The organism is Jeongeupia chitinilytica (genome assembly GCF_014652315.1).
Lineage (GTDB): Bacteria > Pseudomonadota > Gammaproteobacteria > Burkholderiales > Chitinibacteraceae > Jeongeupia > Jeongeupia chitinilytica.
The window spans coordinates 23302-43245 of sequence record NZ_BMYO01000013.1 but is presented as its reverse complement, the minus strand read 5'-3'; the positions used below and the strand labels follow the sequence as shown (position 1 = coordinate 43245).

21 protein-coding genes are annotated in these 19944 nt (G+C 65.5%); 10 read left to right on the top strand and 11 right to left on the bottom strand.

Features of this window, described 5'->3' with window-relative positions:
- The 4 genes from IE097_RS18920 to IE097_RS18905 form a co-directional block, all read left to right on the top strand.
- Positions 1-282: DUF2345 domain-containing protein (locus tag IE097_RS18920; RefSeq protein ID WP_189462456.1), on the top strand; the 282-nt coding region annotated here is incomplete at its 5' end.
- Positions 279-1211 (top strand): DUF4123 domain-containing protein, encoded by a 933-nt coding sequence (locus IE097_RS18915; protein ID WP_189462455.1) that lies wholly within the window; start codon positions 279-281, stop codon positions 1209-1211. The genes IE097_RS18920 and IE097_RS18915, both read left to right, overlap by 4 nt.
- Positions 1212-1233: 22 nt before the next feature.
- The gene (locus IE097_RS18910) at positions 1234-1725 is read left to right on the top strand and encodes a hypothetical protein (RefSeq protein ID WP_189462454.1); all 492 of its coding nucleotides are present in this window, start codon (positions 1234-1236) and stop codon (positions 1723-1725) included.
- Between the two features lie 6 nt (positions 1726-1731).
- Positions 1732-3117 carry a T6SS phospholipase effector Tle1-like catalytic domain-containing protein gene (locus IE097_RS18905; protein WP_189462453.1) on the top strand — a complete coding sequence of 462 codons (1386 nt, stop codon included), beginning with the start codon at positions 1732-1734 and terminating at the stop codon, positions 3115-3117.
- A gap of 100 nt (positions 3118-3217) precedes the next feature.
- On the opposite strand, the gene IE097_RS18900 is transcribed toward IE097_RS18905, so the two are convergent.
- The 4 genes from IE097_RS18900 to mutL are packed head-to-tail and all read right to left on the bottom strand — an operon-like array spanning position 3218 to position 8290.
- Positions 3218-4687 (bottom strand): sigma-54 interaction domain-containing protein, encoded by a 1470-nt coding sequence (locus tag IE097_RS18900; RefSeq protein ID WP_189462452.1) that lies wholly within the window; start codon positions 4685-4687, stop codon positions 3218-3220.
- A 5-nt stretch (positions 4688-4692) separates the two neighbouring features.
- Positions 4693-5619 carry a tRNA (adenosine(37)-N6)-dimethylallyltransferase MiaA gene (miaA, locus tag IE097_RS18895; RefSeq protein WP_189462451.1) on the bottom strand — a complete coding sequence of 309 codons (927 nt, stop codon included), beginning with the start codon at positions 5617-5619 and terminating at the stop codon, positions 4693-4695.
- A complete protein-coding gene (locus tag IE097_RS18890; RefSeq protein WP_189462450.1) occupies positions 5616-6389 on the bottom strand; it encodes a hypothetical protein in 774 nt (257 codons plus the stop codon). Before IE097_RS18890 ends, miaA begins: the two co-directional genes overlap by 4 nt.
- Positions 6389-8290: a DNA mismatch repair endonuclease MutL gene (mutL, locus tag IE097_RS18885; RefSeq protein WP_189462449.1), complete on the bottom strand. Its 1902-nt coding sequence runs from the start codon at positions 8288-8290 to the stop codon at positions 6389-6391. Before mutL ends, IE097_RS18890 begins: the two co-directional genes overlap by 1 nt.
- Here mutL and IE097_RS18880 point away from each other — a divergent pair.
- From IE097_RS18880 to speG, 5 genes are all read left to right on the top strand, one after another.
- A complete protein-coding gene (locus IE097_RS18880) occupies positions 8289-8498 on the top strand; it encodes a hypothetical protein (RefSeq protein ID WP_189462448.1) in 210 nt (69 codons plus the stop codon). The two genes, mutL and IE097_RS18880, sit on opposite strands and share 2 nt — an antisense overlap.
- A gap of 16 nt (positions 8499-8514) precedes the next feature.
- Complete coding sequence (locus tag IE097_RS18875; protein WP_189462447.1) at positions 8515-10422, top strand: hypothetical protein; 1908 nt, start codon at positions 8515-8517, stop codon at positions 10420-10422.
- Positions 10423-10525: 103 nt separating this feature from the next.
- Entirely contained in the window at positions 10526-10921 is a 396-nt protein-coding gene (locus IE097_RS18870) for a hypothetical protein (RefSeq protein ID WP_189462446.1), read from the top strand.
- 113 nt (positions 10922-11034) lie between these two features.
- Positions 11035-11475: a PACE efflux transporter gene (locus IE097_RS18865; RefSeq protein ID WP_189462445.1), complete on the top strand. Its 441-nt coding sequence runs from the start codon at positions 11035-11037 to the stop codon at positions 11473-11475.
- An 11-nt stretch (positions 11476-11486) separates the two neighbouring features.
- A complete protein-coding gene (gene speG, locus IE097_RS18860; RefSeq protein WP_229797669.1) occupies positions 11487-12017 on the top strand; it encodes a spermidine N1-acetyltransferase in 531 nt (176 codons plus the stop codon).
- Here the strand turns inward: speG and IE097_RS18855 are convergent.
- Positions 12005-12940, bottom strand: coding sequence for a LysR family transcriptional regulator (locus tag IE097_RS18855; protein WP_189462443.1), 936 nt, complete (start codon positions 12938-12940; stop codon positions 12005-12007). The two genes, speG and IE097_RS18855, sit on opposite strands and share 13 nt — an antisense overlap.
- A gap of 115 nt (positions 12941-13055) precedes the next feature.
- On the opposite strand from IE097_RS18855, the gene IE097_RS18850 reads away from it, so the two are divergent.
- Positions 13056-13805 (top strand): SDR family NAD(P)-dependent oxidoreductase, encoded by a 750-nt coding sequence (locus IE097_RS18850; protein WP_189462442.1) that lies wholly within the window; start codon positions 13056-13058, stop codon positions 13803-13805.
- 98 nt (positions 13806-13903) lie between these two features.
- Here IE097_RS18850 and IE097_RS18845 read toward each other — a convergent pair whose 3' ends face one another.
- The 6 genes from IE097_RS18845 to phnD form a co-directional block, all read right to left on the bottom strand.
- Positions 13904-15322, bottom strand: a complete 1419-nt coding sequence (locus IE097_RS18845; protein WP_189462441.1) for a PAN domain-containing protein — start codon at positions 15320-15322, stop codon at positions 13904-13906.
- Between the two features lie 155 nt (positions 15323-15477).
- Positions 15478-16302: a phosphonoacetaldehyde hydrolase gene (phnX, locus tag IE097_RS18840; protein ID WP_189462440.1), complete on the bottom strand. Its 825-nt coding sequence runs from the start codon at positions 16300-16302 to the stop codon at positions 15478-15480.
- 17 nt (positions 16303-16319) lie between these two features.
- Positions 16320-17453 carry an iron-containing alcohol dehydrogenase PsrA gene (psrA, locus tag IE097_RS18835; RefSeq protein WP_229797668.1) on the bottom strand — a complete coding sequence of 378 codons (1134 nt, stop codon included), beginning with the start codon at positions 17451-17453 and terminating at the stop codon, positions 16320-16322.
- Entirely contained in the window at positions 17450-18262 is an 813-nt protein-coding gene (gene phnE / locus IE097_RS18830; RefSeq protein WP_189462439.1) for a phosphonate ABC transporter, permease protein PhnE, read from the bottom strand. Before phnE ends, psrA begins: the two co-directional genes overlap by 4 nt.
- Positions 18259-19059: a phosphonate ABC transporter ATP-binding protein gene (gene phnC / locus IE097_RS18825; protein ID WP_189462438.1), complete on the bottom strand. Its 801-nt coding sequence runs from the start codon at positions 19057-19059 to the stop codon at positions 18259-18261. Before phnC ends, phnE begins: the two co-directional genes overlap by 4 nt.
- Positions 19056-19928: a phosphonate ABC transporter substrate-binding protein gene (phnD, locus tag IE097_RS18820; protein WP_189462437.1), complete on the bottom strand. Its 873-nt coding sequence runs from the start codon at positions 19926-19928 to the stop codon at positions 19056-19058. Before phnD ends, phnC begins: the two co-directional genes overlap by 4 nt.
- Positions 19929-19944: the final 16 nt, after the last annotated feature.

Genomic DNA, 19944 nt, shown 5'->3' with positions numbered 1-19944 from the left:
ATCAATGCGGCCAAGGACATCCAGCAGACGGCGAACCAGAACATCCAGGTGATCGCCGGTGAAGAGATCCTGCTGACGGCAGGCGGCGGTTACATCCGGCTCAAGGGCGGGAACATCGAGATCCATTGCCCGGGGAAGGTGGATGTGAAGGGGGCGGATCACAGCTTCAGCGGGCCTGCCAGCTTCACATATTCCTTACCGTCGTGGACCAGTACCAACAAGAACCTTCCTTGCGCCGCTGCGGCCGCAAAGCAGGGTAGCGCTTTTGTGAAAATGAAATGATCAGAGATTCCAACGAATTCACCGAGCTGGCTTCGGATGACGATTTCCGTGTCTGGCTTCCAAAGGCACTGGGGCAGGAGGAGGCGGACGACAAACCGCTGTCGCTGTATCTCATGGTGGATACCGCAAGGTGCACGACCGATGAAGAAAACAGGCGTCTGGACGACATCTGCCAGGGCAGCGTCTGGACGGGGCTGTACGACGATTTTGAAGGCGACGAATGGAAACGTCTCGGCCCCCGCCTGATCCGTGTTGCCGACGTGCCGGAATTGATCGGGGGCACGTCTTTGGGTCTGCCGCGACAGGCCGTCAGCTATCTGCTCGCGCGGGATTCCCTGCCCTCGCTGAACGCGCACTTGCTGAAACTGCGGGAAATCGTCCTGCCTGACGGCGGGCGGTCACTGTTCCGTTTTCAGGATGCAATCGTGCTGCGGGAACTGGGCGGGCTGCTGAACGCAAGGCAAATCGCGATCATGCTGGGCGATGCGTCCAGCTGGGCGGTGCCATGCGCCTGTGGTGGATTTGGTGTTTTTGCAAGAAACACCGACCCGGTGAGTGGCGAGCTGGTGCTGGCCAAGGCTCAATTCGAAGCGCTGAACGAGCGGCTGTTGCCGTATTCGATAAAGGCCGAGGTCGACGAGGTCGATTCGGCCATTCTGCTCGGCAAGGATCCGTGTCAGGTCATCACCGATCTTCGTTCAAGAATCGAAGTCGCCAGATCGCATGGCATCGATCTTGACGATGATGTTTCGCTCTTCTGCGTTCTGGGTCTGCAGCTCCCGGCGGGATTCGAGGACGTAAAACCATTCAGCCGGATCTTGCAGTCCGTCCGACGCGACGGCAGGCGTTTTTCCGTCGAGGTCGGAAAAGTCACTGCTGAAGAGTGGGAGTCTTTTGAAGGCGCAGTCGGATTCGACGTCAATGCTTGAATCGGGTACGAGGAATTGTTTCATGATGAAGATGGTCGGTATTTTGTTCGCGCTTTCACTTTCCGCCTGCGGGGCGGAGTCGGCAAAGCTCAGTCGCATGTCGCTTCAGGTGTACAACTATTCCGGCGAGGACATCATGTCCGTAAAAACCGGCAATGGCGAAGGCGGCATGATCGGTTTGGACGGAACGAAACTGGGGGGCGTGACCGGGACCGGCATCATTTGCTGTTTGAGTGTCAAGAGCGGTGCAAAGGAACTGGATCTGCTTGTTGAATACGCGGGCAAGAAGCAGGTTCTGATCAAGGCGCCGGTCGAGCAGAATCCGTGGCCGGCGATGCCCGGTTATCTGACGCTTCACTTCCTGCCCAGAAACGAGGTGGTTGCGGAAATTTCGCCTATTCATGCCTTTCCGCGCCGGGACCTGATCGAGCGGCAGATGAAAAAGTACAAGTTGAAACAGGAAGTGCCATTCAGCGATGTCATGGACAACGGGCCTGTTGTTTCGGGACGGTGAGAAGTCATGGATGCAATCAAGCCGAAAGTCAGGTCGGTAGAAAACATGGTCGCGCGTGCGCAAGCCATTGCCGGAAAAAAGAAAGGTGCAGGGCCTGCCTGCCCCACTTGTCATGTCAAGCTGTGGTTGAGTTTCTTTTTCGACGGAACCGGCAACAACAAATGGAACGACTTTCCAAACAGTCATTCCAACGTGGCAGCCTTGTTTGACGCGCACGCCAATGATCCGGCCAACGGTATTACGTCGTTTTACTATGAAGGTCTGGGCACGCCGTTCGAATTTTCGCAGCGTTACGAGAAAAGGACCATCCACAACCCACGCGTCGGTCCTGTTGAAGTCGAGGATATCGGATACAAGGAAAGCGGAAACAGCAGCCTGGGGCTCGGCTTTGCAAACGGCATTACGGAGAGGCTTGAAAAGGCCCTGTTCGACTTTGACGTGGCCATTCAGAACTGGCAGCTGAAAAGGCGGGTGGATGAAATCAACCTGACCGCGTTCGGATTTTCGCGGGGCGCTACCGAAGCGCGTGCGTTCATGCACTGGATTGCCGCGCACAGCAAAGTCCAGAGCAGGGGCGGGAAGCTGAGCTATGACGGCATTCCGCTGAATGTGAAATTCCTGGGGATCTTCGATACGGTCGAATCCGTCGGGATGGCGGCGGACAACAAGATGCCGGAATTGATCAAAACGACCATTCCCGCGTATGTCGAAAAATGCACGCATATCGTTGCGGCAAACGAGCTCCGGCACGCCTTTCCCTTGACGCTGACCAATGGCGGCCAGCGGACCATCGTCTATCCGGGCATGCATGCGGATATCGGCGGGGGGTACAAGCTCATCGAGCAGGGCCGGAAAAACCACCTGGCCAGACTCGCATTGCTGCAAATGCACGACGAGGCGAGGGCGGCGGGGCTGAAATTCAAGTCCGTCGGCGAAATGAAGGCAGACTTCAGCTGGAAGGAAAAATACGCGCCGTCATTTTCGGTGCCGGAAGATGCCAGTACGACATTCAACCAGTACATGGCGGTTGCAAAACCGAGCGGGTCGGTCAGGCAGCATTTCGAAGCGCACATGAAACAGATGTGGGCGTGGATCGATTCCGGTCTGGCGCTGGAGGATGCGACATCAAAGCGGGCGAACGCCAAGTCGAAGGATGAAAAGGACGGTCTTCTGACGGTCGGGCACATTCTCCGGTACTCCGCGCGAACACCGGAAGGACGGACCGGCGTGAATCCGAAGAGGGGCAGCGTCAACCCGGTTGTCGAGAAGATGTTCGAGACATACATCCATGATTCGTTCGGACATTTTTCCATGTCAGGCGGAACCATGCAGACGGACATGTCGATTGCTGAGTACTACAAGATCCGGGAAATGAAGAACCCGACAGCATGAAGAACGGCGGCGCAGGCCGCCGTTCTTCATGCCGGGCGGATTGGCGCACGGCCATCCGGTTCAAAGCCCGTGACGCAGGCGCGCCGGGGGCTGCAGTACTTCAGCCCAACGGCCCCTGCAGGAGCCTGCCTTCCTGGTTCGCTGAAACGCGCAGGCCGTGCAGGACCATCTTCTTGTAGAAGGTGGCGCGGCCGATGCCGAGCCGGGCCGCGGCGTCGATGACGCGCCCGTTGCACGCCGCCAGCGCATCCTCGAGCAGCTGTTTTTCGAAACCGGCCATGGCGTCGGCGTAGTTCGGCGCGCTCGCCCGTTGGGGTGACGGCAGGCCGGGCCGGAGCAGCGGCAGCAGTTCGGCCGCGCCGAGCACCGGGTGGTCACTGAGCATGGTCGCGCGTTCGAGCACGTTGCGCAGTTCGCGCACGTTGCCGGGCCAGTCGTAGCCCTGCAGCAGGGCGATGCCGCCGGCGTCGATCCGGCGCACCGCGCCGCCTTCGGTCGCCGCGAGTTCAGCGAAGACCGTTGCGCACAGCGCGGCGATGTCCGAGCTGCGTTCGCGCAGCGGCGGCAGGCTGATCGACAGCACGTTGAGCCGGTAGAAGAGGTCGGCACGGAAGGCGCCGGTCTCGACCTGCTGCAACAGCCGGGCCGAGGTGGCGGCGATGATGCGCACGTCCGAACGGACGACCTGGTTCGAACCAAGGGCTTCGAATTCCTTGTCCTGCAGCACGCGCAGCAGCTTGGCCTGCAGTGCCAGCGGCAGGTCGCCGATTTCGTCGAGGAAGAGCGTGCCGCCGTCGGCGAGCTGGAACTTGCCGACCCGGCCCTTGCGGTCGGCACCGGTGTACGCACCGGCGGCCGCGCCGAATAGTTCGGCCTCGAGCAGCGCTTCGGGGATGGCTGCCATGTTCAGCGTCACCAGCGGTTTGCTGGCGCGGCGCGAGGCGCTGTGGATCGCGTGCGCGAGCACTTCCTTGCCGGTACCGGTTTCGCCGAGCAGCAGCACCGGCGAATCCATCGTCGCCGCGCGCTGCGCCTGGCGCTTGACCTCTTCGCTGGCCGGTGCGCTGCCGACGAAGTTGTCGAACGTATACTTGGCCCGGCGCGCCTGCGCCAGCGATTCGCGCGCGGCGGCGAGTTCGTCGTTCAGCCGGCCGACCTTGGCAATCAGCGGCGAAAGCGAACGGACTTCGTCGTACAGCGCGAAGCCGATCGCACCGACGATGAGACCGGCCTCGTCACGCAGCGGCAGCCGGGTGACGACGAGCGAACCGCCTCGCGTCGGCATCAGGTCGAGCAGCATCGGCTTGCCGGTGCGGACGACTTCGCGCAGCAGGCTCGACGGGATCACTTCTTCGACCGGCCGGCCGAGCGCGTCGGCCGGGTCCTTGAAGCCGAAACGGTCGGCGTAGCGGGCGTTGATCCACACCACGCGGGTGTCGGCATCGACGATGACCGTGCCTTCGCTGAAGGTTTCGAACGAGCGGAACAGCGAGGCGATCGCCCAGTCCCGCGTCTGTTCGTAATCGGCGAGGTGGGCGCCGAGGGCGGAAGCGGGCGGGAGATCGCTCATCGGTGTCAGATCCTTTCGGCGATATGACGCAACACGGTTCCGGCGAGGTCCGGCTGCTGGCAATCGATCGTCGTCACGTCGTCCATGCCGCGCAGCCAGGTCAGCTGGCGTTTGGCGAGCTGGCGCGTGGCGGCGATGCCCTTGTCGCGCAGTGCCTGTGCGCCGTAGTCGCCGTCGAGGTGTTCCCACGCCTGGCGGTAGCCGACGCAGCGCATGCTCGGCAGCTCGAGCGACAGCACGTACTTCTGCCGCAGCATCGCCACTTCGTCGAGCAACCCGCCCTTGAGCATCTGGTCGAAGCGCAGTGCGATCCGTTCGTGCAGCCAGGCGCGGTCGCCCGGCACCAGTGCGAGTTTGTGCAGTGCGTACGGCAACGGCTCGGCAGTCGGCGCGGCCAGCAGTTCGGCCATCGGCTTGCCGGCGAGGATGCAGATTTCCAGCGCCCGGCCGATCCGCTGCGAATCGTTCGGCGCCAGCCGTGCGGCGGTGACCGGGTCGAGGCTAGCGAGGCGCGCGTGCATGCCGGGCCAGCCGATCTCCTGCGCGTCGGCCTCGATCTGCAAGCGCAGCGCGGCGTCGGCCTGCGGCAGGTCGTGCAGGCCGTACTGCAGCGCGTTGTAATACATCATCGTCCCGCCGACCAGCACCGGCACCTTGCCGCGCGCCGAGATGTCGGCCATCAGCGCCAGCGCATCGCTGCGGAACTGCGCGGCCGAGTACGACTGCTCGGGGCTGATGATGTCGATCAGGTGGTGCGGGGCCCGGGCGAGTTCGGCGGCGTCCGGCTTGGCGGTGCCGACATCCATGTCGCGGAACACCAGCGCCGAGTCGACCGAAATCAGCTCGACCGGCAGCCCGGCCTCGACCAGCGCGATCGCACTGGCGGTCTTGCCCGACGCGGTCGGGCCCATCAGGAAAATCGCAGGCGTCATCGTTGCAGTCTTTGCATCAGCAGGTTGGCGGCATAGCCGGCACCGAGCGCGATGGCCGCGACCGGCAACGCGGCCCAGCCGCCCAGGTGACGGGCAAGCGGTGCCAGGCACAGGAAGCTGGCGCCGGTGCCGACGAGGCCGGTGAGAAAGCCGCGCAGCTGCACCAGTACGGCGTCGCGGCCGGCATTGGCGAGCGTGAATGCCGGGATCACGGTGGCGGCAACCGGGCCGGCCGACAGCACGCCGGTCAGTGCCGGTCCCAGTGGCAAGGTCAGCGCGGTCAGACCGGCGACCAGTACGAAGGCCGCCATCATCCGGGTAGCAAGTTCGGCTTTCGGCAGCGGCACGATACGCGGTGGCGCCGACGGTTTGGGCAGCAGAACGCCGGCGGCGATCAGCAGCCCGGCAAGTGCGGCAATGCCGAGCGGCACGCTGTGCGCGAGTCCGCCCCAGGCCAGGGCGAGCGCGGTTGCCAGATAGGCGACCCAGCCGCAGGCGAGCATGCCCGGCCAGCCGAAGCGCCGGCTGGCAAAACCGAGCGCCAGCATGTAAACGATGTTGGCCCAGAGTCCGGCCGGCGCGGCACTGGCGGCGGCGAGGGCGTAATCCTGACCGTGTTCGAGCCACAGTGCGGTGATCACGCACGCGGCGATCAGTGGCAGGCCGCCGAGCAGGCCGGCGGCGGCCGGGCCCCAGCGTTTGCCGGCAAGGCTGGCCAGCCCGATGACCGCCGGGCCGGCGAACAGCTTGACCGCGATGACGCTGGTCATCACTGGCCGCGCATGAAGAGTTTGTCGAGGTCGTTCATCGTCAGCCGGAACCACGTCGGCCGGCCGTGGTTGCACTGGCCCGATCGCTCGGTGACTTCCATCTCGCGCAGCAGCGCGTTCATCTCGGGAATCGTCAGCGCCCGGTTGGCGCGCACCGAACCGTGGCAGGCCATGGTCGCGAGGATCTCGTTGCGCCGGCCGGTCAGCACCTGGCTGGCACCGACTTCACGGATGTCGGCGAGTACCGACTTCGCCAGCTCGACCGCGTCGGCATCCTTGAGCAGCAGCGGCACACCGCGGATCGCAAGATGCGTCGGCGACTGCACCGACAGATCGAAGCCGAGCTGGGCCAGCGCTTCGCCGTGGTCTTCGACCGTGGCGACGTCGAGCCGGTCGGCCGGGAACACGTGCGGGATCAGCAAGGGCTGGGTCGGCAGCCTTTCCAGATCGAGCGCGGTCTTGAGCTTTTCGTAGACGACGCGTTCGTGCGCCGCGTGCATGTCGACGACGATCAGCCCGTCGGCGGTCTGCGACAGCACGTAGACGCCGTGCAATTGCGCCAGCGCGAAACCCAGCGGCGGCACTCCACCGTCGTAATCGGCCATGCGCTTTGTCGCCTCACCTTGCCGTACGAGTTGTACTGTCTGCGGCTCGCCTTCGCGATCACGACCGATTCCGACGGCGGATTGAGACGTATTGCTCGTGCGCAGATCGCCGAACATCTTCTCGTACAGCGCCAGCGGCTCGTTCGCCATCGGCAAGGGCATGGGCTGCTGGCTGTAGGCACCGCGCGCGGCGAAGTCGGCGTAGGTCTGCGGGCGCAGTACCGGCGACTGGCCGGATGGCGGCATCAGCACTTCGCCGGTCTCGGGGTCGACGTTGGCCGGCGCCGCATCGGTCGGCACCATGCCGGCCCTGGTGTCGGCGAGCGCCTTTTTCAGCGAATGCAGCAGGAAGCGGTACACCGCCTGCGACTCGCGGAAGCGTACCTCGATCTTGGTCGGGTGGACGTTGACGTCGACGCCCTCGGGTTCGAGGTCGAGGAACAGGCAGTAGGCCGCGTGGCGGTCGTGGTGCAGCACGTCGCGGTAGGCTTCGCGCAGCGCGTGCTGGATCACCTTGTCGCGCACGAAGCGGCCGTTGACGAAGAAATACTGCGCATCGCGGCTGGCCTTGCCCAGCGTCGGGCTGCCGGTCAGCCCGTGGATGCGTAACGGGCCGGCAGCTTCGTCGATCGCGATCGCGCTGGCGGCAAATTCGTCGCCGAGAATCGCCGCGGCGCGCTTGGCCAGATCGCCGGCCAGATAGCGCTGCTGGGCGCGGCCGTTGTGCGTCAGCGTGAACTGCTTGTCCGGATTGGCCAGCGCCAGCCGCTGCACCATGTCGGCGCAGTGCGCGTATTCGGTCGAGTCGGATTTGAGGAATTTGCGCCGTGCGGGCAGCTGGTAGTACAGGTCGTGGACTTCGATCGTCGTGCCGACCGACAGCGCCGCCGGCTCGGGCTCGGTCAGCCGGCCGTGATCGGCCTCGACCCGCCACGCGTGCGAACCGTCACGTTCGCGGCTGGTGAGCACCAGTCGAGACACCGAGGCGATCGACGCCAGTCCTTCGCCGCGGAAACCCAGCGTCGCGACGCGCTGCAGGTCGTCGAAATCGCGGATCTTGCTGGTCGCGTGCCGGTGCAAGGCCAGCGCCAGATCGTCGCGACCGATGCCGATGCCGTCGTCGATCACCTTGATCAGCTTGGTACCACCCGCCATCAGCTCGACGTTCAGGTTTACCGAGCCGGCGTCGATGCTGTTTTCGAGCAATTCCTTCAGCGCGTTCGCCGGCCGCTCGACCACCTCGCCGGCAGCGATCTGGTTGACGAGGGTATCGGACAGGACCTGGATGCGGGGCATGGCTGGGACGGCAGGGCAAAACGCCATGATAACAGTTGCCGTTTCGTGCATCGGCCCGCCGCACCGGCAAACGGGGGCGGGTGGTGCTTTGTCCGGTTTTTTTGCATGGATTGCCGCAGTTGTTGAAAAAATCATGAAAGCAGAACTGTTTTTTTTCTTGATTTTTTCTGGCATCGGTACTATCGCAGTCCTGAAAAAACAGACCTGAAAAAGGGGAGAGAACAATGAGTGCAAGATTGAAGCTGGGCGCGGTTGCCGCCGCGCTGCTGGCCCTGACCGCCTGCGGCGGGGGCGGTGGTGGAAGCGATTCGTCGACCACGGCGCCGGTCACGACCCCGGTGGCCAATGCCGGCAAGTTGAGCGGCAGCGCCGCAACCGGCAGCGCGCTGTCCGGTGCGACGGTGACGCTGAAGGACGCCAACGGCAAGACGCTGACGACGCAGACCAACGCCAGGGGCGAATACAGCTTCGACACCAGCGCGCTGGCCGCACCGTTCATCCTCAAGGTCGAGGGCGGCACCGTCGTCACCTCCGGCCAGCCGAACCAGGCCGTGCTGTACTCGATCGCGATTCCGGGCGAAACGACCGCCAACCTCACGACGCTGACGACGCTGATCGTCGCGCAACTGGGCAAGCAGTTGCCGCAGGACGCGTTCGCTGCCTTCAGCGGTGCGTTGCTCGATGCCGCGAAGACCAGGGACGGCATCGTCGCCGCCAACAACGCGGTGCTCGATTATCTGCTCAACACGCTCAAGCTCGATGCCCGGAGCATCGGCAACCTGATTACCGCGAAACTGGATGCGACGGGCGGCAACGATCCGTACGACCAGATGCTGGAAAAGGCCCGCCTGATCGAGCCGAACATCGTCAACCAGGCGGTGGCGCTGGTGAAGGCGCTGACCGGTACGGTCAAGATCGATACGGCGAACGAAACGCTGGGCCAGTGCATTGCCAGCCTCGACCTGCCGGCCGACCTGAAAACGGTGGCGACGAACGACAGCGATCTCGCCGTGTATACCTGGGACGGCCAGAAGAAGGTCGACTGGAGCGGTGCGCAAAACTACAAGTCCGGCTGGTTTGGCGGCATCCAGAAAAGCTATTTCGGCCGCAATGGCGAGCAGGTGGCGCTCGATGGCCAGCAGGTGACGCAGACGTTCGACGAGGTCGTCGTGCAGGAAGATGCCACGATGTACACGCCCGGCGCATCGAAGACGCAGTTCCCGTTCAGCTACAAGAACTATGTTTACACCTCGCTTGATGGCCGGCAGAAACTCGGCTGGCGCGAAGATCAGTACGACCTGAACGGTGTCGCCACCGGCTACTGGCTGCAGAAGCTGCCGCTGGCCGGAGGCGGATCGAGCTTTGCTCAGACCTACGAGCTGAAGCTCAAGTCGCCTGCCGCGAACAGCTTCACACGCAGGTCGATCGGCAACTGGTACAGCGACAAGCCGCGGACCGAAATGCTGGACGAGGAAATCGTGTTTGCCGGTCGTGAAACGGTGGATACGCTGATTGGCCGCTTCCAGGCGTGCAAGTCCGAATACAAGGCGACGATGACCCAGAAGGACGGCGACGGCAAGACGACCGCCGCGACGGTCTGGACCGAAACCGTGTGGCACGTGCCCAAGCTCGGCGCGGTCAAGCGGACGACGACGGATCTGGAAAACGATGACAAGGGTACGCTGGTCTATCAGGACGTCCGCAACTACGACCTGGCCGGCGCCCGCCGGATGGGCCAGCGCTACGGTGCGTATGACGTGTGGTTCGGTACCCAGACCGGCACCACGACGACCACGGCACAGGCCGGCAGCCAATGCGACTACAGCGTGAACGGCTACACGATCGGTTTCAACTGGCTGGTCAAGCCGGGCAGCGACGGCAAGTCGGCGCAGTACCGGGTCTGGGACGGCAACGCGACCGCCATGCTGCCGATCGCCTATCCGGGGGTGACGGCGCTGAACAAGTTCAGGACCTCGGCGGGCGGCGATGTCACGCTGTCGTATTCGCAACAGCTCGACTTCAACCTCGCAACCGGCGTACTGGGCGGCACCTACAGCCGCACCGAGCAGTACACCGGGGCCAGCTGCACCGGCCAGTACGACTACCGGATCAATGCCGCACGGGTTCTCTGAGCTCCTGATCCGTTGAACACGACGCCACCTTCGGGTGGCGTTCGTGTTGGTGGGCGCATTGCGGGCATCTGGCACAATGCGTTTTTGCCGACCGGTGCCGCACGTGTCCCATTCCCTGCCGCTTTTCACCGACATTCCCCGTTACGGCGCCGACGACGACACCGAACAGGTGTGGCAGTGGTTCCACGCCGTCTGCCAGCTGGTCGCGACCGAGCTGGCGGCGCAGCGTCCCGGCACGCTGGCGCTGGTCGACGACGGTGACGAGGTCTACTGGCTGACCGAGCAGGACGGCTTCCGCCATCTCGCATGTGCACCGACGCACGACGGCGAGGTCGTGATCGCCGCCGCCGCGCGGGTGGCCGATCTGGCCGGCTTCGGCGTCGACGAACTGAACCACAAGCGCGAGACGCTGACGCGCTGGCTGATGAACCAGGCGACGATGCGCGTCGGCGATGCCCGGCTGTTGCGTTTGCCGCCCGTTCAGCGCAACGACGACTGAAACAGACCCAGATCCGGCGTCGCAGGTCATCCATCTGAATAACCGATGGTTCCTGACTGGATCGATATTGCACAGCGGATAGACTGGGGCCTTCATTCACGAAGGAGACCACTGTGCGCAACGTCGCCGACCGCATCCGCCACGCCCTGATGTTCGAGGTGTTTGGTGTGCTGCTGGTGATTCCCTACGGCTTCCTGCTGTTCGATCTGCCGCCCGCCAAGATGGGCGTGATCGGCGTGGCCAGCGCGCTGGTTGCCACGGTGTGGAACTACATCTACAACCTCGGTTTCGACCGGCTGATGCTGCGCCACGCCGGCACGACGCGCAAAACGCTGCGGCTGCGCATCGTGCACGCGCTGCTGTTCGAAGGCGGCCTGTTGCTGATCCTGCTGCCGGCGATGGCGCTCTATCTGCAGATCAGCCTGTGGCAGGCGCTGGTGATGGATCTGGCCATTGTCGTTTTCTATTTGGTCTACGCCTTCGTGTTCAACTGGGCTTACGACTGGGTGTTCCCGGTCGCCGAGCCCGCACCGCCTGCCGTCAAGGCGGCCTGAAGGAGATGACCATGCCGAATGCATTGCGATTGCGCCCGCTCGAGCGCGACGACCTGCGCTTCGTCCACGCGCTGAACAACGACGCCGGGGTGATGCGCTACTGGTTCGAGGAACCGTACGAAACCTTTGCCGAGCTGACCCAGCTGTACGAGCAGCACGTGCACGACCAGCGCGAACGCCGTTTCGTCGCGGTCGATGCGGCGGACGAACCGGTGGGCCTGGTCGAGCTGATCGAGCTCGACTACATCCACCGCCGTGGCGAGTTCCTGATCATCATCGCGCCGGGCGCGCAGGGTCGCGGTTACGCCACCCGCGCCACCGAACTGGCGATCCGCTATGCGTTTTCGGTGCTGAACCTGCGCAAGCTGTACCTGGTCGTCGACGTGTCGAACAGGGCGGCGATCCACATCTACGAGAAATGCGGCTTCAGCACCGAGGCCGAGCTGATCGAGGAGTTCTTCAGCAACGGCCGTTACCACAACGTGCTGCGGATGTGCCTGTTCCAGTCGGACTATCTGGCCGCCAGGGCTCAGCCGGCCTGAGCGCTGCCACCTGGCCCGGACCGCAGCGCGTCGGCGACGAAATCGCTGAAGGCCCTGACCCTGGCCGCCTGTGCGCGGGCACGCGGATAGACCAGATGGATCGGCGGGCTGGTCGCCACCCAGCCGGGAAGCAGCCGGACCACCTCACCGCTGGCCATTTCGGCGTCGAACAGCCAGCTCGGCGAGTAGGCGATGCCCATGCCGGACAGCACCGCGCTGCGGATGACCTCACTGCTGTTCGACTGCAGGTTGCCGCGCACGCGGATGGTCTGCGTCGTCCCGGCCGCAACGCCGGCACCTTCGCCGGCGGTAAACAGCCAGGCATTGCCGGCGCTGAGTTCGGTGTAGACGAGGCAGTTGTGCCGGGCCAGATCGGCCGGGCTGCGGGGCGCCGCCGGCAGCGACGCGAGGTAGCCGCGGCTGGCCAGTGCCATCCGGTACGAGGTGCCGATGCGCCGCGCGATCAGGCTGCTGTCGCCGAGCTCGCCGATCCGGACCGCGACGTCGACGCCCTGTTCGACCAGATCGACAAAGCCGTCGTGCAGGCGCAGGTCGATCGAGACGTCGGGGTGGGCTTCGAGAAAACGCTGCACCAGCGGCATCAGCTTCAGCCTGCCGAAGCCGACGGCGGCGGCGACGCGCAACGGACCGACCAGGCGCTGTTCTCCCTGCCGCAACGCGGCTTCGAGGTCGTCCACCTCGGCGACGAGCCGCCGTGCCTGTTCAAAGTAGTGGGCGCCGGCCTCGCTCAGCGCCAGAGCCCGGGTCGAGCGGTTCAGCAGGCGTACGCCCAGCGCGTGTTCGAGCGCGGCGATCTGCTTGCTGACGGTGCTCTGCGTGGTGTGCCGTTCGCGCGCCACGGCCGAAAAACTGCCGGTTTCGACGACGCGGACGAAGGTGTGCATGGCCTGAAGCCGGTCCATCGGTATCGTCCATCAAGTCCGTTCAGGAATGAATGATAGGCGATCCGGCCTGCTTATCGGTTTGAAAGGAATGGGTGACGATCGGCATCACCATCCGACCCCGAGGAGCAACACCATGAACAAGCCCGTCGTCCTGATCACCGGTGCACTGACCGGCATCGGTCGTGCCACCGCCATCGCCTTTGCCCGTGAAGGTGCCCGGCTGATCGTCAGCGGCCGTCGCGACGCGGCCGGCGCCGCGCTGGTGGCCGAACTGCACGCGCTCGATGCCGAAGCCGAATACGTCCATGCGGACGTCCGCAACGAGGCCGACGTGCAGCAGCTGGTGGCGCGCGCCGTTGCGCGTTTCGGCCGGCTCGACGTCGCGGTCAACAATGCGGGGATCGAAGGAGCGTCCGGCCCGCTGACCGGGCAGACCGTCGACAACTACGAGGCGACGTTCCGGACCAATGTGCTCGGCGTGCTGCTGGCGATGAAGCACGAGCTGGCGGTGATGTTGCCGCAGGGCAGCGGCGCCATCGTCAACCTGTCGTCGATCGCCGGCCAGGTTGGCATGGCCGGTGCCTCGGTCTATGTGGCGAGCAAGTTCGCCGTCGAGGGGCTGACGAGGAGTGCCGCACTCGAAGCCGCGCCGCACGGCGTCACCGTCAACGCCGTCGCACCGGGACCGGTGCGGACCGAGATGTTCGAGCGCTTCACCGGCAACGATGCGGCCGTCCAGACCGGCATGCTCGCGTCGCTGCCGAATCCGCGCGCGGCCGACGCCGACGAGATTGCCCGGACGATCATCTTCCTCGCCAGCGGCAAGGTCCGTTACCTGAATGGCCAGAGCGTGGCGGTCGACGGCGGTTACACCGCGCGCTGACCGATGCTGTTGAACGAGAAAACGCGGTCGGGTGCCGCGTTTTTCGTTGAGTCGAAGCGTCGCGGCCAGCCCGGCCGCGCATCGGCGCCTGCAGGGGGTTACTGGCCGCAGCCGGCGTACTTCTGGCCGGCGGTGACATTGGGCAGACCGAGGAAGTCCAGCACGTGCGGCGTGACGCCGTTGACCTGCGTCAGCGTGACCGCGCTCAGGTCACCGCTGCAGTACGGCGTCTTGCCGCTCTTCTGCCAGGTGTTGTTCAGGATCAGGATGGCGTCGCGCTCCTGCGCGGTCTGGCCGCCGTGGCTGCTGTTGATGCCGCCGTGGTCGGAGGCGACGACGATCAGCCAGTCCTCGCTGGCGTAATTCGGCCGGGCTGCCAGCGCGTTCAGCACCTGCTGGATCTGTGCGTCCTCGCCGGCGATCTTGCTCTGGTAGTTGGCGTTGAGCGGATCGTAGCTGGCGGCGTGGATGTCGACGTTGTGCAGGTAATAGAAGATCGCCGTCGGGGCGTTGCTCATCGCCAGCCAGCGTTTCACCGCATCGGTGGCCTGCTGCGAGTTCTTGGCTTCGTTGCTCACCACGTAGTCGGCCTGCTTCGGCAGCAGGTTGTGAGTGAGGTTGGCCCAGTCGGCGACGACGGCCGTGGTCGCCGTCGGGTAGCCCTGCTTGATCTGGTCGAACACATGCGGCTTGAGCAACGGCTGGGTGATGTCGTTCGACGTCACGCCGTGCTGGTCGGCCCAGAAACCGGTGAAATTGGTCGCCCAGCCGGGGCCGCTGACGGTGGCCTGGCTGCCGCCGGCCAGCAGGTTGTGATGCACCGCGCCGCCCTGGATCAGCGCGCTCAGCGCCGGCGTGGCGACGCAGCCGCTGCAGCCGATCGCGTCACCGCGCAGACCGTCGATGCCGATCAGCAGCACGTGCCGGTTGCCCGGCAGCGGGTTGGGCACGCCGTCGACCGGTGCCCATGAATAGTGGTCGTACGGATTGCCGCTGTAATCGGTCTTGAGGCCGCCGATGTCCCGCGCGCGCTTGTCGCTCAGGTCGCATTCCTGCGTCGTCCTGTTGTAGTCGAACGAGCGACACCAGTTGCTGCGGCTGCCGTCCAGACAGGCACTGGCGCAGGCGGCGGGCGAGACCCCGGTCAGGCGCTCGGTGTTGTAGCCGGCAATGGCGGCATTGGCGGTGAAGGTGAATGCGCGCAGCACGTCCTTGATGCCGTAGTGGTCGTACGGGTTGCCGGCGTAGTTGGTCTTCAGCCCGCCGACATCGGCCGCGCGCTTGTTGCTCAGGTCGCACTCCTGGGTGTTCTTGTAGTAGTCGAACGACACGCACCAGTTGGCGCGCGAGGTGGCGAGGCAGGATGAAGCGCACTGCTCGGGCGTGACCTGGGTCAGGTGCTCGGTGTTGAAGCCGGAGATGGCGGCGTTGGCGGTGAAATCGAACGAATCCAGTGCGGCGGCACTGGCGAGCGTGCTGACCAGAACGGTACAGAGCGCGAGGGCAAGCTGTTTCATTGCAGACTCCGGTGAGGGTGAGAGAACGACGAAACGGCAGCGGTGCGCGCCCACCGGGCGTGCGGAGCCGCCGCCGGTGTCGGTTCACCGCCGTAGTGCAGGGCACGCCGGCCGCCTTTGGCGGCAGCCGGCGTACCGGTGGTGCCCGGGACGGATCAGGGGTGTTCGCCTGCCCTGATACGGCGGTCGACATCGATGACGACCTCGCGCAGGTCGGCCACCGATTCGACGATGTAGTGCGCACCGGCGCCGCGCAGGCGTGCGCCGGCGTGCGCGCAGCGCGCGCTGATGTCGTCGGGATGTGCCTGCGCCAGCTCGTCCGGCGAGTAGCCGACCTCGTTGCCCGACAGCGTCACGCCGACGCACCACATGCCGGCGCGGCGGCCTTCCTCGATGCCGGGCACGGTGTCGTCGATCTTGATGCAGCGGCGCACATCGCCGATCGCCAGCCCCAGCACGTTGGCCAGCGCCATGTACGGGCCCGGGCGACCGCCGGCGGGCAGGTCGTCGCCGGCGACGACGCAGTCGGGCGAGATCCCGGCGGCGTTGGACTGCGGCAGCAGCACGTTCATCACTTCGCGCGGGTAGCCGGAGCACGAGCCGACCTTGATGCCGGATTCGCGCAGCCAGGCCAGCGTGTCGCGTGCGCCGTCAATCGGTTGCGAGTAGTCGCCGACCCTGGCGAGCTGCAACGGCATGAACCGACGGTACATCGCGTCGACGTCCTCGTCGGTCGAGGCGCGGCCGAAGCGTGCCTGCCATTGCTGCTGGATGGCCGGCACGGCCAGCAGGGTCCGGATGTGCTGCCACTTGGACAGCCCCATCGGGCCGCGCGCCTGGGCCAGCGTGATGTCGATGTCGAACTGGGCAAACACCTCGACGAAAATCTGCGTCGGTGCCAGCGAGCCGAAGTCGACCAGGGTGCCGGCCCAGTCGAAAATGGCCGCTTCGACGGCGAGGCTGGAAGTGGGGGTGGTCATCGTGTGTATTCCTGATTTCAGCGCGTCGCGCCGGTGGTGATGAAGTTGCGGCCGCGCGGGCCTTGCAGCGCCTGGTCGACCCGCTGCGGCCATTCGGCCTCGTCGAGTCCGTAGCTGCCCGGGTCGGTACTGACGCCGAGTCCTTCGAGAAAGCGGGTCAGCCGGTCGATGGCGGCGTCGGTGCTGTCGGCGTCGAAGATGCGCAACAGCAGTGCATCCAGCGCGTCGTCGGCACCCATGGCCAGCGCCATGACGCGCGGCAGGCTGAACGAGCAGGCAATGCCGTGGACGACGCCGTGTTCCAGCGTCAGGTCGTACGACAGCGAATGCGCCAGCGCCGTCTTGGTGTTCGAGAACGCCAGCCCGGCCTGCAGTGCCGCCACGGCCATCCGCTCGCGCAGCGCCACGTCGTCCAGCCGTGCCAGCAGCAGCGGCAGCGTGGTGATGATGTCCCGCGCCGCGCTGACGGCGAGGCTGGCCGAAACCGGATTGCGGTGGACATTCCACAGCGACTCCAGCGCGTGCGACAGCGCATCCAGCCCGCTGGCCAGCGTGCTGCCGCGCGGCAGGCTCAGCATCAGGTCGGCATCGACAATGGCGGCCTCGGGCCACGACCACGGCTGGTGCAGCGAATGCTTGCGACCCCGGGCCTGATCCCACAGCGTCGCCCACGGCGTGACTTCGCTGCCGGTGCCGGCGGTGGTCGGGATGGCGATCAGCGATCTGGGCCGACCGGCATCGGGGGCGGTGGCACCGGCCAGCAAGGCCAGCAGCTCGGCAAACGTGCCCGACGGCGTCGGCGCCAGCATGGCCTTGGCACAGTCGATCACGCTGCCGCCGCCGACGGCGATGATGCAGTCGACGTCGGCGTGATCGCGCCACAGCCGCTCGTACATCGGCGCCAGCCAGCTGACGTCAGGATTCGGCTGCACGCCGGTTTCGACCGCAGCCAGCTGATCACCCAGCAGGGAGCGCAGGCGGGCGTCGAGCCCCAGCGCGACCGCTTCCGGAAAGGTGATGACCAGCGCACGCCGGCCCTGTAGCAGTGCCGGCAGTTGCGCCAGCGCGCCGCGCCCGGCATGGATGTCGACCGGATTCCGGTAATGCCACATCGTTGTGCTGCCTTCTTGCGAAATGCCGGGGCCGCTCATGTCCGTGCCCCTTGCTGGATGAGGCGGCGCAGCCGCGAAGAGAGCAGGTCGGCCGCGATCACCATCACCGCGATCACGATGATGCAGGTCGCCGATTCCTGGTACTTGAACAGCTTGAGGCTGCTCAGCAGCTCGAAGCCCAGCCCGCCGGCGCCGACCATGCCCAGCACCGTGGCCGAACGCAGGTTGACCTCGAAGCGGTACAGCACCACGGCGATCCACGCCGTCAGCACCTGCGGCAGCACGCCGAACACGATGACCTGCAGCGGCCGCGCACCGGTGGCCTGCAAGGCCTCGATCGGACCGGCGTCGATTTCCTCGATGCTTTCGGCAAAGAACTTGCCGAGCATGCCGACGCCGTGCAGCGCCAGCGCCAGCACGCCGGGGAAGGGGCCGAGGCCGACTGCCGAGACGAAGATCAGCGCCAGAATCAGCTCGTTCACGCTGCGGATCAGGTTGAACAGCTGCCGCGCGCCCTGATGCAGCGGCCACGGCATGTGCAGGTTGCCGGCGGCCAGCAGCGACAGCGGTGCCGCAATCAGCGCGGCCAGCAGCGTGCCCCACAGCGCGATCTGGATGGTTTCCAGTGCCGGCGTGACCAGCCGTGACAGCACGTCGAGATCGGGCGGAATGGTCCGGCTGATGAAATCGGCAATCTGCGGCAGCCCGGCCAGCAGGTCCTGCCAGCTCATCTGCGCCCCTTGCGCGCTCCAGTGCAGCGCGTAGCCGCCCAGCAGCACGGCGGCGAACACGCCGAGCCAGCCGGCGTTGCTGCGCGGCATCCAGACCAGCCATTGATAGCGGTTCATGGCGCGACCTCCAGCAGTCTGCCGTAGACCGGGGCCGGCGCGTCCTCGTGCGGGGCCGGCGCCGTGGCATCCGTTTTCGGGTAAATGCGCTGCAGGTCCGCGTCGGTCAGCGGACCGTTGCGGCTGTCGTAGACAAGCCGGCCGTGCGCCAGCCCGACGATGCGGTCACCGAACTCGCGGGCGTAGTCGACCTGATGCAGGTTGCAGACCACGGTGATGCCGAGCGCGCGGGTCGCGTCGCGCAGGCACTGCAGCACCATGCGCGCACTCTGCGGATCGAGGCTGGCCACTGGTTCATCGGCGAGGATTACCCGTGGCGACTGCGCCAGCGCGCGGGCAATGCCGACGCGCTGCATCTGCCCGCCCGACAGCGTATCGGCACGGGCCGACGCCTTGTTGGCGAGGCCGACGTGTTCCAAGCACAACTGCGCGAGCGCAATGTCGTCGTGGCCGAACAACTGCAGCACCGAACTCCAGGTCGGCAAATGGCCGAGACGGCCGGTCAGCACGTTCTTCAGCACCGATAGCCGCGGCACCAGATGGTGATGCTGGAAGATCATCGCGACCTGACGACGCAGGGCGCGGGTCTGTCCGGGACGGGTCGCGTCGAGCCCGGCGACGTGCAGCTCGCCGCTGTCGGCGCAGACCAGCCGGTTCAGGCAGCGCAGCATGGTCGACTTGCCGGCACCCGACTGGCCGAGCACGACGAGGAACTCGCCGGCGGCCACGTCGAGGTCGATGCCGCGCAGCACCGGATTGGCGCCGTAGGACTTATGAAGCTGACGGATGCGGATCATTTCATTTTCCGCAGATCGAGGTTCAGCACCTTGGCGGTATCGCGCACCACGTCGTACGCGCCGTCGCTGGTGGTCTGGAAGCCGTCGAGCATGCCCTGGTCGCCCCAGGGCAGATCCTTGATGTTGGCGAAGGCCTTGCTCAGTTTGTCCTTCAGCGCCGGATCGAGGTCCTTGCGCCACACCATCGGCGATTCCGGAATCGGCCGCGAGGTCCAGACCACCTTGAAGTCGTCCTGCTGCACCACGCCCTTGGCGATGGCCGAGGCGAAGATGCGGTCGGCCACTGCGGCGGCGTCGACCTTCTTGTTGGCGACGGCGAGGATGCTGGCGTCGTGCGAGCCCGAGAAGATCGTCCGCGAGAACAGCTTGTCGGTGTCGTAGCCGGCCTGCTGCAGCCCGGCCTTCGGGAACAGGTGGCCCGAGGCCGAACTCGGATCGACGAAGGCGAAGGTGTGGCCCTTGAGTTGCGGCACGCTGTCGATGCCGGCGTCCTTGCGGGTGATGATCAGGCTCTTGTAGGCGCTTTTGCCGGTTTTCCTGGTCACGGCCACCGAGAACGCCTCGACCCCGGCGACCTGGTTGGCCAGCACGTACGAGAACGGGCCGAGGTAGGCGATGTCGAGCTTCTTCGAGCGCAGCGCTTCGATGATGCCGTTGTAGTCGGTCGCGACGAAGGGTTTGATGGTCAGGCCGGTCTGCTGCTGCAGTTGTTCGAGCACCTGCTTGCTGCTTTCGATCATCGCCTGAGCGTCCTCGGACGGGATCAGGCCGACATTCAGCGTGGCCGGTGCGGCAAAGCCGGAGGCACAAGCAAAGAGCGGCAGCAGGGCGGTCAGGACGGCACGATGTACGACGGTCAGACGCTTCATGGCAATTCCGGTTAGG

What these genes read in the sequence shown, in the direction of transcription:
- IE097_RS18875 (WP_189462447.1), top strand. Translation starts at nt 8,515, where the DNA reads ATGAGTGCAAGATTGAAGCTGGGCGCGGTTGCCGCCGCGCTGCTGGCC.
- IE097_RS18855 (WP_189462443.1), bottom strand. Translation starts at nt 12,940, where the DNA reads ATGGACCGGCTTCAGGCCATGCACACCTTCGTCCGCGTCGTCGAAACC.
- IE097_RS18880 (WP_189462448.1), top strand. Translation starts at nt 8,289, where the DNA reads ATGGCTGGGACGGCAGGGCAAAACGCCATGATAACAGTTGCCGTTTCG.
- phnC (WP_189462438.1), bottom strand. Translation starts at nt 19,059, where the DNA reads ATGATCCGCATCCGTCAGCTTCATAAGTCCTACGGCGCCAATCCGGTG.
- miaA (WP_189462451.1), bottom strand. Translation starts at nt 5,619, where the DNA reads ATGACGCCTGCGATTTTCCTGATGGGCCCGACCGCGTCGGGCAAGACC.
- IE097_RS18905 (WP_189462453.1), top strand. Translation starts at nt 1,732, where the DNA reads ATGGATGCAATCAAGCCGAAAGTCAGGTCGGTAGAAAACATGGTCGCG.
- IE097_RS18845 (WP_189462441.1), bottom strand. Translation starts at nt 15,322, where the DNA reads ATGAAACAGCTTGCCCTCGCGCTCTGTACCGTTCTGGTCAGCACGCTC.
- IE097_RS18850 (WP_189462442.1), top strand. Translation starts at nt 13,056, where the DNA reads ATGAACAAGCCCGTCGTCCTGATCACCGGTGCACTGACCGGCATCGGT.
- IE097_RS18915 (WP_189462455.1), top strand. Translation starts at nt 279, where the DNA reads ATGATCAGAGATTCCAACGAATTCACCGAGCTGGCTTCGGATGACGAT.
- phnE (WP_189462439.1), bottom strand. Translation starts at nt 18,262, where the DNA reads ATGAACCGCTATCAATGGCTGGTCTGGATGCCGCGCAGCAACGCCGGC.
- phnX (WP_189462440.1), bottom strand. Translation starts at nt 16,302, where the DNA reads ATGACCACCCCCACTTCCAGCCTCGCCGTCGAAGCGGCCATTTTCGAC.
- psrA (WP_229797668.1), bottom strand. Translation starts at nt 17,453, where the DNA reads ATGAGCGGCCCCGGCATTTCGCAAGAAGGCAGCACAACGATGTGGCAT.
- mutL (WP_189462449.1), bottom strand. Translation starts at nt 8,290, where the DNA reads ATGCCCCGCATCCAGGTCCTGTCCGATACCCTCGTCAACCAGATCGCT.
- IE097_RS18890 (WP_189462450.1), bottom strand. Translation starts at nt 6,389, where the DNA reads ATGACCAGCGTCATCGCGGTCAAGCTGTTCGCCGGCCCGGCGGTCATC.
- speG (WP_229797669.1), top strand. Translation starts at nt 11,487, where the DNA reads ATGCCGAATGCATTGCGATTGCGCCCGCTCGAGCGCGACGACCTGCGC.
- IE097_RS18910 (WP_189462454.1), top strand. Translation starts at nt 1,234, where the DNA reads ATGATGAAGATGGTCGGTATTTTGTTCGCGCTTTCACTTTCCGCCTGC.
- IE097_RS18900 (WP_189462452.1), bottom strand. Translation starts at nt 4,687, where the DNA reads ATGAGCGATCTCCCGCCCGCTTCCGCCCTCGGCGCCCACCTCGCCGAT.
- phnD (WP_189462437.1), bottom strand. Translation starts at nt 19,928, where the DNA reads ATGAAGCGTCTGACCGTCGTACATCGTGCCGTCCTGACCGCCCTGCTG.